This is a genomic window from Pseudomonadota bacterium, from assembly GCA_018823135.1.
Lineage (GTDB): Bacteria > Desulfobacterota > Desulfobulbia > Desulfobulbales > CALZHT01 > JAHJJF01.
Genome location: JAHJJF010000097.1, coordinates 20,932 through 33,884, shown reverse-complemented (window position 1 = coordinate 33,884; position 12,953 = coordinate 20,932). Strand labels below are relative to the sequence as shown.

The window sequence follows — 12,953 nt, the reverse complement described above, 5'->3', positions numbered from 1 at the left end:
ATTTAATTTTCCATGATCCGTAATTGCTCCTGAAAATATCCATGTTCCTGGGACGCAAAACCGTGCCAGGGATTCCCTATCTTCCCAACCCGTTTATATTTAAGGAAAATTCAGTTCAATCATTTCTGCGAAATCGCACAGATCCCTGGAGTAAAATTACTTACGCAATCTTCCGCTTGCGTTCCCAAAGATCTGTGCTAATATCCTGATAAATCAATGAATTTAGAAATTGATAATAAGCAAACAGATTTTTCCAAAAACAAGTAATTGATATCCACTTAAATTGAAATCTTATCCACTTATAAAATTAATATCATGGAGAATTTCCATTCATTGTCAAAGGTGGGCATATAAAACTTTTACGGTATTCACTTTGTGGTCCACCGATTATGCAGGGCGCCAGGTGATTAACACATGAAAATGATCAAATGGTTACCTGTTTTTGCTGTATTATCATTATGTTGCGGATGCAACGTTGTTGAGGGAGTAAGCGTCAGACTCAGGGAGAAGAGCACTATCGAGTTAGTCGTTCTTAACAATGACAGGACTCCGGCACAAGACATAACTGTTACGATTCAAGAATCCGGGCCACGACATATTGTTCCTGTTCCTTGGACAAAATCCTGGATGACTAAACAAAAACCCAGAACACACGTCTCGGACGATAACGGTATATGTCGCATTGACTTTGGAGACAGAGATCTGGATATCATTTCTGTTTCAAGCAGGGGAAAGAAAATAACTGACTATGAGGTAATTCATGACTATTGGTGGATAGACCAAGATAAAAAACAACCACCGGACAAACATCTTTCCTGGCAAAGAAGCTATAACCCGAAAACAAACCAATTATTGGGACATAAAGCAGAAATGATAATAGGAACCGAATAATTTCCCGAAGACTATTCCACTCACGATAAAACGAAATAGAGCTGACAGGATCTATTTTTTTGCCGCAAGCGAACATGCACGGTAACCAATCAAGGTCACTCAAAAGAACAATCAAGATCGCCGCAGAGTACGCAAGTTTTTACGGCTTTGGCCAAAATCTTTTATCTCGAAGCCTCCCTTACCTCAGCCAACCCTGAAACTTCACAAGTCGCGTCTCCCGACATTTAAGGGTAGAGAGTTATTCAGTGAACAAATAAAGTGACATTTCGATATTGTCATGAAAGAATCCAAACTAGTTATCAATCCCGTTTGCTTGAGATATACGCAATAAAGATGGCTAAATGACCAGGACAAATGTCATGAAAAAGATGATGTATCTATTTGATTTAGTTGCTGTTTTAATATTCAGCACTACAGCTTTTGGAGATAACGTTACCTTTCAGGTGGACCGGGAGTTTTATCCCTATTATCCTTCACTGATCAAATGGGAAAAATCAAAAGCTCCCTTTACAGCGCCCAGGGTATGCGGCGAATGTCATCCGGATCAATACGAGGAATGGCGAGGATCAATGCATGCTCTGGCCTTTCATGATCCGGTTTATCAGGGTGAATTGAATAAGGCTTTTCAGGAGGTTGGACATGGCATCAGCAGGCAATGCGAAGGCTGCCACTCCCCTGCCGGTGTTGTTACCGAGGAAATTAAAGGACCGGGTATCTCAGGTTTGAGCGAGGTTGCCCTGGCAGGTGTTTCCTGTGACATGTGTCATTCGATAAACGGCATAACCCACTGGCAAACCCCTTCCCACGAGCCTGAAAACGGATCCTTCATTATGTCCCCCGGATATGACAGTGATACCAAGGAAGGGTATACCCTTACAAAGTACAGCCCTTTTGATTCTGAAAAATTCTGCGGCATCGGCCATCATGAGTGCAGAAAAAATCCGCTTTTTCTGCAGGCGGAATTGTGCGCTTCCTGCCACCAGGTTTATCATTACGAATCGCATTTTCCTTTCGAATCGACCTATCTCGAATGGAAACACGGTCCCTATGCTCAAAAAGATATAGTCTGCCAGGATTGTCATATGGTGGAAACTGAAACATTTCTCCGTTCAGCCGACAATTTCCAAAAACCATGGCGAAACGAGTACAAACATTATTTTAATGGCGCAAACTATCTTCTCTATTTCCTGGCCGGTAAAGCAGCAGAAAAGAGTGGAGATCAGGACCTTGTTGCGAATCTTGCAAAAAAATATGAAATGGCAGTCGCCAGATTACAAGCTGCCGCCGGTCTTGAAATAACCCCGATTTATCTTGATAAGACAATTACTGAAATCAGAGTCCGTGTAAAGAATTTGCGAGCTGGTCACAATCTGCCCACTTCGCTTACCAGTATACGTCAAATGTGGCTGGAACTGATAATTACTGATCAGAATGGAAAAACGCTTCTTGAAAGCGGCATGCTTGATGATGATGGGCAATTAAGGGAAAACACGAGGATTTTTAATTCATCAGGCATGGATGATAATTTTCATTTTGCCGTTGATCCATGGATGGTGACATCTTTTTCAAGAAACGACACCATAAAACCACGAGGATACAGGGATGTGAATTATGGGGTAAGAATCACTGATGAAACGGTGGAGTTGAATGTCAAGGCAAGCTTGCGATATCGCCAGGCTGACCAGAAACTCGCCGAAAAGATCCTCGGTCATCTTCCGGAGAGTATTAACCTTGAAAAAATCTATGGCGTGACCGAAGTACCGAAACTGCCAATTGTCGATATGGTTTCAGAAGAAACGGTATTTAAGGCAAAAAACTAATGCTGGGTTATTTTAAATCGCGGCAATATGACATAAAAAGAAATCTGAAATGGTAAGAAAATTTTTTGCAGCGACGTTGCTGGTTATGCTTGTTATTATTCCGTTCATAAACTGGAGAATCGGCGCTCTGTTATGGATGTGCGCCTGGCTGGTCTATATATTTCAGAACCTTTTCACCAAAAGGAAATGGTCCATCGGCAAGAACCAGGAATCTGAAGACAGTGATCAACAAAAATAGGCGAATTTTGATGAAATGGCTGCAATGAAACTTGGAAAAACTGATTTCATAAATTTCAATTTTATTGAGGGAAAATAGGCTGTTAGCTGTTGATTGAATTTGCGCGCAAACTTTCTCCCACAATGGAAATATGGCGGATTTAAAGCTGCTCCAAGTAAGTTCAGTAAATTAACTTACGCTTACTCAAAACATCATCTAGTTCTTTTGTTCGCCTCCGGTCTTCCAAAATACGATATGCGATCAAGGCAACAATCGGACCGAGAGCGATAAACAAGAAAAACTCCCACATGACTGCGTCCTCCTGTCTTCAGCTTAGAACCAAAACAAAAAGAATGTACAGAAATAAATGTTAATTGTTTGATAAATACTATTTACTATCCTTGATTCCGATATCTGATGTTATTCGTTCTTTTATGAAGAAACCGCTGAAAGACACACGCCCCATATTTAATATTTGAAATATCAAGGATGCAAAATCAATGTCATCAAAGATAAAAACCACAATAGCCCTCTGTTGCGGCACCTTCCTGGCTATCGGTATTCTTGTTTTTTCGAAACAGGTCAACACAACGAACAGGAATAATCCCCAATTCAGTTATACCTCCACAGAAAAACAGGGCAGCCCGGTACAAATAATCACAGGGATGAAAATCGAAATTCCTTTTGAATTCGAGCTTGATGATGGGATTTCAGGTGTCACTTTTGAATTGGCAGGAATTCATGCCAATCTTAAAGGAATTACCCTTTCAGACACGACTGTGTCTGTTGTCCGACGACGAGCCAAAGCGAAAATGATTTTCCATATAGCTTCGGAAAAAGACCTTGATGCGGGCAGCCATATCCTAACGATTCTGGCGAAAGATATGGAATCCGGCGAAGTAATTCGTAAAGGGGAAATACTTGTTAATTATAATATGTTTAAGGTCATTGCAAAATGCTCTTGCTAGTTGCATTAACAGCAACGTAATCTCATGACAAACAAGGCTGAATAATTTTTCAGTTACTATTACAAATCTTTTTTTCAGTTATGAATTGAAGTGAGGAACATGGAAGGAACTTTTGATGTATGGAAATTAGTGGCAGGCCTGGGAATCTTTCTTTACGGGATATTCCAGCTTGAAGATTCGGTGAAAGCCTTATCCGGCAAAGCATTCCGCCGCCTGATCAGACTTTATACCGATGGAAAAATGCGGGCCATCGGCAGCGGCACCATTGTGACCGCAATTCTTCAAAGCAGTTCTGCGGTATCACTTATGGTTCTAGCCTTTGTCGGCGCCGGTGTTATGACCATGGAAAATGCCATCGGTGTCATAATGGGGTCGAATATCGGCTCGACTTTTACCGCCTGGATCATTGCGGCCCTCGGCTTTAAATTAAAAATTGAGAGCTTCGCCCTTCCTCTTGTCGGCGTCGGCGGCATAGGGCTTGTTTTCTTTGATAAATCATCAAAACCCTTTCATCTCTGCAGATTATTGATAGGTTTCGGATTCATGTTCCTGGGTCTGGACTACATGAAAGGCAGTGTCGAGAATTTTGCCAAAGGCTTTGATCTCAGCATTGTTCATGACTACGGACTCTGGGTTTATCTGTTGGTGGGCATTCTTATCACCGCGCTTATGCAAGCCAGCTCAGCGAGCATTGTCATAGTGCTCACCGCTCTTAACAGTCAACTGATCACTTTTGAAATGGGCCTGGCAATGGTCATCGGCGCAAATGTCGGCACGACAATCACCGTATTGCTCGGCTCAATGGGCGGCACTCAATCCAAAAAACGCGTTGGTTTCAGCCACTTGACATTCAATATCATCACAGGACTTATCGCCTTTATATTTCTTCCAGCCTTTGTCTGGTTTGTAAAACTCTTTTTTGACATTGAAAATAACAGCGTTATGGGGCTTGCTCTTTTTCATACAACATTCAACATAATCGGGGTTGTCCTCTTTTATCCTTTTGTCGGTGTCCTGGCGCGGCGGCTCATCATTCTTTTTCCTGACCATAAAGCAATCCTGACGGTTTATATAAATAATACTCCCACGGAAGTCCCAGAAGCGGCAACCACCGCAATCAGAAATGAAATCAAACATCTCTTGCAGGAATGCCAACTTTATAATCTCAGACTCCTTAACATCGATGAGAAACTGGTCTTTGACCTTAAAACCCCTTTTGAGGCCAACAAAAAAAGAAAGTTTAACCCCGATGATCTGTATGAAAATATCAAACTCCTGCATGCGGAGATCTTTTCTTTTTATGCAAGGTTACAAAATCAACAATTGGAAGAAAATGAAGTCAAGGAACTTGAACGGATTATTTTTGCTTCAAGAAACATCATGAATTCAATCAAGAATTTCAAAGGGATTCGTCATAATTTTGATGAGTTCGACAGCTCGGAAAATATTTATCTGAATGCGCAATACAAATCCTTCCGCAAACGAATACTCGAACTGTATCATGACATGAACCGCATTCTGCTCATGGAAAATAAAGAAGAGCAATACAGAAGACTGCTGACCCGATATGTGCTCATTGAGGAAGATGACAAGCGCTTCATCAAAGCAACTATGGCGGCAGTATACGAAAAGAAAATCCAGGAAATGGAGATTTCCTCTTTGTTGCTGGTGAACCGGTTATTTACCCAGACCTGCAGACTGCAGATTTTCAGCCTCAAAGATTTGCTGCTCACCTCAAATCAGGTCAACGATTTTGACCGGGCCATGGACATGAAAGAAATCATCGAGGAAGAAAAAGCCAAGGTTAAAGAAGATACGGCATAGAAAACCCGGTGCAGATCAAAGAAAGATGGCATCAAATGGTACTATTCTTTTTCCCTGACCAGTTGGAAAGGGAATTTGACAATCCATTTCCGTGAAAAGTAGACTGAAAACGCCACAAGCATTGCAATTGCTGCGATCACCGACATGATGAAATAAAAGAGGTCAATGGTATAATCATCGGCAATGTATCCACCTACTGCGGTTGCTGCGGATCCCATCCCGAAAAGCAGGAAGAAATTCACCCCGAAACCAATACCGTGGGATGCCTTTCTGGTATATTTAGCAATAAGATAATTCTGGGAAGGTTGCCAGGCATAATATATCAGGCTGAAAAATGCGCTTGAGGCAATAAGCGGATATTCGGAAAATCGGCTTATACAATAGAGAATCGGCGCAACCAGCAAAAAAATGAGTGCCGGGAAAAGTTCAGGTCTTTTGAGTTTATCGGTGATGTATCCTCCAAACCATGCGCTGAAAAATCCCAGCGACAGCACTGCGGTTGTCAGATAACCGGCAAGGATCGGGCCATGATCGTTATTGGCAATTGCGCTTATTTCCTGCTGAAAAAGTGTTGGGAAAAAGGTCAGCGATCCCCGGAAAATAAAGCCGGACAGGATGCTTCCCGCCAGGAGGGCAATCAGGGCAATGGGTAGTGAGAATGGCTGCGGCACCTGGTGTGCTTCTTGATGATCCACCGGCTGAGGGGCAGGAGAAGCTGATTCTTTTGTTTTTCCGCCAAAGATTGATGAAAGACTTAAATTCGGTTCCTGAGGTATTTCAGTTAAATAAATAATTATGAAAAACACTAAGCCGGCTAGACCAAAGGTGATATATCCCGCCCTCCAGGTTCCGGTAATCATCACGCAGGCGCTTGCAGCCAGAGGCGCCAGGAACAGACCGACATTCCCCAGAAGGCCATGAAAACCAAGCGCCCTCCCCTTTCTTTCATTAATCCGTCTGGCGATTAAAGATAATCCGGCCGGATGATGGATGCTGGCAAAAACACCTAAAAGCGCATAGGAAACTGCAAAACCAGCAATGCCGACAGAAAAACCGACAAACAGTGATGACAGTGCCATGCCGAGAATGCCGATGGAAAGCATCCTCTTTGAACCGATTTTGTCCGCCAGATATCCTGCCGGGATTGCCCCAAGGCCGTATAAGAAATAAGAAATGTTGGCGATAATCCCGAGAGTTGTGAAGTTAATCGAATGCTCACTGGCTATTGCCACAAGTAACGCGGGCAAAAGCGTCATATAGCCATGGGTTATCAGATGAGAAAAACCGGTCAACCAGGCAACGCGCTGTTCCGAAGACATTAACGCTTCTCCCAGTGAACCCGGTCTGCCAGTACGGGTTTATACTGAATCTCAGCCACGTCATGATCTTCCTGTTTATCATAGAGAAGGTTCTCAATTTCAGTCTCCTTGATGTTGCCGAACCAGTTGTTCCGGGCATTTACCGGATAATCCTGGGCCTCGGCCACGGCAATATTATAATCCTGGTTGTCAAAGATATTATTGTTTTCAATTAACACACCGCGGGCCTGGTAGAGGTAGATTCCTCTGCCGTTTTCAGTGATGTCGTTGTGGCGGATTACTGATTCAACGTCTTCCTTGGGCCAGATTCCAAAAAACTTATTATCTCTGATTATGTTGCGAAGGATCTGCGCTTTTGAGTTACGATAACCTATCCCCCCTTTGTTTCCAGAAAGCAAACTGTCGGTAATCGTCACATCAGACATTTTCCCAAACCATGGAGCATCAGGGGTTTCTTCTTCTTTTTTGAAACTGACGGCAACGCCGTTTTTGGCAAATTCGCTGTAAGAAATCGTTACGCTTGAGCCATGGGCATGAACTCCGTTATAGGCGCAGAGAATTTTAGCGTGCTCGATTATATTACCCTCACTGCCGAGAAAATTGATTGCCCCCCAGTCTTTAGCACGCGGATTGAGTTCTGCTGAGGTAAACACCACTTTCTGCTTCAGGGTGCCGCGAGCGATGAGTTTACCTCTGACAATGAGTTCGGCTTCGGGATAATACGGTGAGTCCGGGACAAAAAGATTCTGATCGCTTTGCTCACCGATCCGTTTGAATTTGACCATGGTTCCGGGTTTGATGGTCAGGGTGATTCCCGGCGGCACATAGACATCGCCGCTGACTACGACCACCCCGCTCCAGGTGGTATCCTTTTCAAGGGTTGTTTTGCCGATTTCAATGGCTTTTTCTTGAGCACAACCGGATGATAGGAAAAAAAATAGTGCCAGAAGCAGTACGGAGGATTTTTTTGATCTGTCAGACATTATTTTTGGTATCCAATGATTTGAGTGTGTCGGGCTATTGATTACGATTTGGTATATAAATCAATCAAGTCCGGTCTGATATTCAGGGGCGATGCCATAGCCTCTTTTCCGGTTCAGGAGGCCGATGGCAAACAGCAGGCAGATACCAAAAATGATGGCGATCTGGCCTGATATCGGGGTTCCGGCAACAGTGCCGCCAAGCTGCCAGTTCTGGACTATGGCTGCACCGACCAGCATCCCCATCACTGTAACACCGGCATCATTATCACCTTGTCCGGCGGCCACCAGTTGGCGAAGAGGGCATCCCCTGATCAGTACTGAGCCGAATCCAACCATCAGCATCCCCAGGAATGCCCAGCCGTAACTTTCGTTTGAACTTGGCTGACCGTGAAGACCGAAATTGAATTGACCGGTTAAAAGGCTGGAGACAAGGGCAAAACTGAAAAAAGATGCAATGCTGATCAGCAGTCCGGTTGAACGGGGACAATTCATTATTTCACGTGGGCCCCACAGAAAGATCCGTGCAATGCCGCCGGTGATACAAAATTGGGTGTGCTGCGCAAAGCCACCGACAAGCAGACCAATACCAAGCGACAGAAGAAATGGAGCATATTGGGCAGCGGCGCCTTTGGTACTTTTGGCTATAAACGATGGATCGATGATTGCAAGCATCAGTAAAAAGAGCATGATCCCTGGAATGATAAAACCGTTTGCCCGGGGAACGGGGCTAGCCACTCCAAGTTGAAAACCGTTTTCAACGAATTCAAGACCGATATACACTCCGGCAACAAGACCCACGAATCCGACGATAGCAGAAATATCGCCTGCGGCAAGCTTGAGTACCATCTTTACCGGACAGCCGATAAAAATCGAGCACCCGATAATCAGCAGGATTCCTATTAAAAATCGCAAAAGAGGTGAACTGCCACCAATGGCATGGAACTCACGACGATAGAGAGAAAAGGCGAAGGCCCCAAGCACAAAACCCAGGATTTCAGGACGGAGATATTGCATGCGGACATCATTATGCAAGCCGATGGCGCCGGCGACATTTTCAAGAAAACACGAGGCGCAAATACCTGTATTGGCAGGATTTCCATAATAGGAAAGGGTCAGCGAGCCGATGCCGATGACCGCCCCCATTAATATGAATTTATGGACTGGTATTTTTTCCATTATTGCTAACCGCAGCTCCCGGCAATTTTTCTCTTCATGTAGTAATAAGTCTTCCGGTGTTGTTTCATATCAGGATTAGCGGCATCTTCATTCTGAATTTTATCGATTGCGGCTTTGGCTTCCTCAAGGCTCACACGAATCTTTTTTCCCTGGAAAAGAGCGGTTTTCTTGTCCAGGAAATCAGGATTGAGATCTACGCCGTTTTGAAATTCGTACATTGCTGAAATCGGTTGAAATTTCCGCATGTAAAGATCAGCAAAGAGCATATGTGGTCTACCGTCATATGGAAAATCAGCAACAAGACTTTTAATGAGTTCTTCTGCCTTATCAAGACTATTATTTATGAGGAGGTTCCCGGCGACCTTGAGTTTATTGCTGAGCTCAGGGTTGTAGAAATTTGCCAGCGCTTTCTGTTGGTCACGCGCTGCATCTGCTTTGCGTGGCGATGATATTTCCCTGGCTGTAAGAAAACCACCCCAGAGAATCAAAAAGATGATGATGATTGATGAGACCTTGTCAAGTTTATCCATGTCAATCGATCAAGTTTTCATATTTCCCTGGAGGGTCGACATCTTCGAGAAACTGGTTTCTACGGGTTCCAGGTTCGGGGACCTTGAACATCGTGATATCAATGTTTTGCAGTGTTTCTTTATCTTTTCCAGTGACTGGAACCGGAATAACTCCGCCGGCAGGTTGTCCGCTGAACGCACCGGCGTCATCCGGAGGACCACCATATGTGCCGACGGAAAGGCCGGTCTGGGGACGTCCCGGTGTGATCCTTTCTTTGGCAACAAGATAATACGATAATCCTGCTGGCAGTTTAATGCTATATTTACCCTGCTCATCAGTGGGTATGGAGATCAGGTCGGGTCGATTTGAATCAGGATTTGCCTTTATCATGACCAGTGCGCCGACAAAAGGTTTGCCCTGTTCGTCACTGACCGTGCCCTCTATGGTAAAAGAACTCTTGAATTCCTCAAATTTCTCAGGGGGCGAGACACGGATTTCCCCAAGATTATTCATCTGTCCGCCGATGATTTCAACGACCTTCATTTTATTGTCTTCGGAAACTGCAAAGTAAAACTTGTCGCCAGGTCCAGGAGGCCCGGGCCCCATACGCAAATCCCTTTCCATTGAACCGAGATAATACTTGCCACTGATAATCTGAAGGTTAAACTCGCCTTCGGGATTCACCATGTCAACCAGGTCGGGAATTCTCCGGACATTGCCGTAATTGGGCGGCGGGCCACTATTAATGTCAAAGAAGGAGACCATACCGCCGGGCAAAGGTCTCACTCCGTCAATCATCAGCCTGCCGGAAACTTCTACTAATGTCGACGGTTGAACCGACTGTTCCTGAGCGGATACCGACGCGCAGACCAACACTGACAAAAAGCATGAGAGAATGGATTGTTTCAAGGGCATGTTATTTCATTACCTAAGGAGAGGAATTCTATTGAACCATCTGAACAGTTAAAACATATTTTTTTGAAGCCGGATTCCAACAGTTCTCTTAAATTATAATAACTATTGTGCAAAAAACAAATTTCCTGCAGCAAATAACACAGGATGAAGAAAATTGTTTTTTGGTTCAAGCTACCTTTTCAGTTGGCTTTTTTCCAGGCCAAGAACAAAAAAATTATATGTATCGCTTCTTCCCATTGATCGAACAGTCCCAGGGGAAGATGCAAAATCATCCGAATCGGTTATGCCGCTGATGTAAATCTTTCCCGGAGTGTCAAAAATCACCGGGACCCGATCAATGCCTTTTCCTCCGAGAAACGTACTGTATCTTATTTCGGTTAAATAAGGGTCCAGAATGGTCAGAAAAATATCCCCGCGGCCATTGTTATATGATGAATCGTAGGCGTTTTTTGTAGCAGGAAAATTGACCGACTCGGTGTCGCCGGTCACCACAACGCTCTTCCCCCAATCCTCCAGTATCATGAGCGAAATTCCATGTCCGGAATCCCTCTGCTTGCCGCCGAGATAGGTGAAACCGGATAAGGCATGCAGGGAATCGTCAAACATTGCAACAAACCCATCACCTTCGCCGCCGTTATACGTTGTATCAAAACCGCTTTTAAATTTCGACAGGGATTCTGAACTGGTAAAACCTGTTATATAGCAATTGTTTTTATCATCGCGAACCATGCCTCGAAGCATTTCCCGGCCGGACCCTCCGAAGAGAGTTGCGGATTCAAGCTTTGAAAGCTGGCTTGTAAATTTAGCAATAAAGATATCTTCTTCTCCGGAATGTTTACGATCAAAGGCCTTATCCGAAACCGGAAAATCCTTTGACCTGGTTTCTCCGCCGGCATAAATAAAACCATCGATATCCACGGCAAGAAAAGTCGCCAAATCAGTATCACTGCCACCGATCAGGGTCGCGTAGACCATAGTCTTGAGGTCTGTATCCATCACTCCTATAAAGGCATCCCCCTTGCCGTTGAGCGTAGTGTCATACAAAGAACCCTTTGGGAAAAGCAACTGATCAGCGCCGGATATTAATGTGCTTCCGGCAAAATAGACCTGGCCGTTTCCCGGTGTTGTCACATAAAACACTTCCTCTATGTTGACAAGGCTTGATGCTTTAAGGTTCCGGAGTTCATTATCAAAACGGACGATAAATCCTTCAGACATCCCATTGAATTTCTGGTCGTAGGCGGTTTTTGTGACAGGAAAATCAGCTGATGCGGTCATGCCGGCAACATAGACATCGCCATCCTTGTCAATGGACAAGGAACGACACCAGTCGATACCCTTGCCGCCGATAAAGGTAACAGCGAGAAGATTTTTGAGGTCTTTATCGAATTTGGCAATAAAGAGATCACTTGAGCCAATATGTACTTTGGTGTTGTAGCTGTTTGGGGTTGATGGAAAATCAGCAGAAGAAGTAAGTCCGGCAATAAATATGTTTCCGGCGGAATCGCCGCTTATTCCTGAAAAGGGTATTTCCCAAAAATACATTTCCGCAGGTCCGAGCAGCACGGCGGTCAGTCTCGGATCAATCACCAACTCATGTTGCGGATCGTAATCACCCACATGAAATCCATAAGTGTTTCCGGAAATTACATACGAAATATCAACGGGGTGTTTTTTGTTGTTTAATAACTGGTAGGCAATGGGCTTTGAAAAAAGGGCGCGCGCATTATTGGAATTAATTTCAAGCTCGCCTTCTTTGTTTATACTTAAATCCGCCCCGTCAATTGTCACATTGATCGCATGCCATTGAGCTCCCGGTTGCAGGTGGAAAATCTTTTCAATTGAATCTCCGTAGGCAAGAAGCTCAAGCTGTATGCCCGGATAAATATCCTTGATAACCAGTTTTTGAAAAGAAGGTATTTCCTCATTCCAGTTTTCCGGGTCAGACCCCATATAGCTGCTGAGCTGTATGGCGGATCTATCTTGCGCAACAATGCCGACAGATACCGCCCTGTTGAAGTTTTCATGAAAAGACAAATAGTTAATCGACCCAAGTTTGTCTTTGCGCGATAAAGAGTAAGTCAAGGATCCATTATTATAAACGGCAACTGCGCCGGAAAACAATTTTGCAATATATCCAATGCCGTCGTTTTCAGGCTGGATGTTTTTTATAAACGGCAGTCTTACCTCCAGGGCTTGCTGATAATCAAGCTGCAATGAGGAATGATTTTGCGCGTTACCCTCTTGTGCAATTACAAACGAAAAGGCCAACAAAAAAGATATGATTACCGGTATACGATATGAATCATTATTCATGGATGCCTCCTCAC

At 44.1% G+C, this 12,953-nt stretch carries 11 protein-coding genes; 5 read left to right on the top strand and 6 right to left on the bottom strand.

The window, feature by feature from the left end; all coding sequences use genetic code 11:
* The first annotated feature begins 414 nt into the window (after window positions 1-414).
* The 5 genes from KKE17_10550 (at window position 415) to KKE17_10530 (ending at window position 5,720) form a co-directional block, all read left to right on the top strand.
* Window positions 415-891 carry a hypothetical protein gene (locus KKE17_10550; protein MBU1710431.1) on the top strand — a complete coding sequence of 159 codons (477 nt, stop codon included), beginning with the start codon at window positions 415-417 and terminating at the stop codon, window positions 889-891.
* 359 nt (window positions 892-1,250) lie between these two features.
* The gene (locus KKE17_10545; GenBank protein MBU1710430.1) at window positions 1,251-2,711 is read left to right on the top strand and encodes a cytochrome c family protein; all 1,461 of its coding nucleotides are present in this window, start codon (window positions 1,251-1,253) and stop codon (window positions 2,709-2,711) included.
* Between the two features lie 49 nt (window positions 2,712-2,760).
* Window positions 2,761-2,949 (top strand): hypothetical protein, encoded by a 189-nt coding sequence (locus tag KKE17_10540; GenBank protein ID MBU1710429.1) that lies wholly within the window; start codon window positions 2,761-2,763, stop codon window positions 2,947-2,949.
* Between the two features lie 479 nt (window positions 2,950-3,428).
* Complete coding sequence (locus tag KKE17_10535; GenBank protein MBU1710428.1) at window positions 3,429-3,896, top strand: hypothetical protein; 468 nt, start codon at window positions 3,429-3,431, stop codon at window positions 3,894-3,896.
* A gap of 99 nt (window positions 3,897-3,995) precedes the next feature.
* Complete coding sequence (locus KKE17_10530; protein ID MBU1710427.1) at window positions 3,996-5,720, top strand: Na/Pi cotransporter family protein; 1,725 nt, start codon at window positions 3,996-3,998, stop codon at window positions 5,718-5,720.
* A gap of 41 nt (window positions 5,721-5,761) precedes the next feature.
* Here KKE17_10530 and KKE17_10525 read toward each other — a convergent pair whose 3' ends face one another.
* The 6 genes from KKE17_10525 to KKE17_10500 all read right to left on the bottom strand — a co-directional run bounded on the left by KKE17_10525 (window position 5,762) and on the right by KKE17_10500 (window position 12,939).
* The gene (locus KKE17_10525) at window positions 5,762-7,039 is read right to left on the bottom strand and encodes an MFS transporter (GenBank protein MBU1710426.1); all 1,278 of its coding nucleotides are present in this window, start codon (window positions 7,037-7,039) and stop codon (window positions 5,762-5,764) included.
* Window positions 7,039-8,022, bottom strand: a complete 984-nt coding sequence (locus KKE17_10520; GenBank protein ID MBU1710425.1) for a right-handed parallel beta-helix repeat-containing protein — start codon at window positions 8,020-8,022, stop codon at window positions 7,039-7,041. Before KKE17_10520 ends, KKE17_10525 begins: the two co-directional genes overlap by 1 nt.
* Window positions 8,023-8,082: 60 nt before the next feature.
* Entirely contained in the window at window positions 8,083-9,198 is a 1,116-nt protein-coding gene (locus KKE17_10515) for a YedE-related selenium metabolism membrane protein (protein MBU1710424.1), read from the bottom strand.
* Between the two features lie 5 nt (window positions 9,199-9,203).
* Window positions 9,204-9,728, bottom strand: coding sequence for a hypothetical protein (locus KKE17_10510; GenBank protein MBU1710423.1), 525 nt, complete (start codon window positions 9,726-9,728; stop codon window positions 9,204-9,206).
* A gap of 1 nt (window position 9,729) precedes the next feature.
* Window positions 9,730-10,623, bottom strand: a complete 894-nt coding sequence (locus tag KKE17_10505; GenBank protein MBU1710422.1) for a carboxypeptidase-like regulatory domain-containing protein — start codon at window positions 10,621-10,623, stop codon at window positions 9,730-9,732.
* A 171-nt stretch (window positions 10,624-10,794) separates the two neighbouring features.
* The gene (locus tag KKE17_10500; protein ID MBU1710421.1) at window positions 10,795-12,939 is read right to left on the bottom strand and encodes an SBBP repeat-containing protein; all 2,145 of its coding nucleotides are present in this window, start codon (window positions 12,937-12,939) and stop codon (window positions 10,795-10,797) included.
* Window positions 12,940-12,953: the final 14 nt, after the last annotated feature.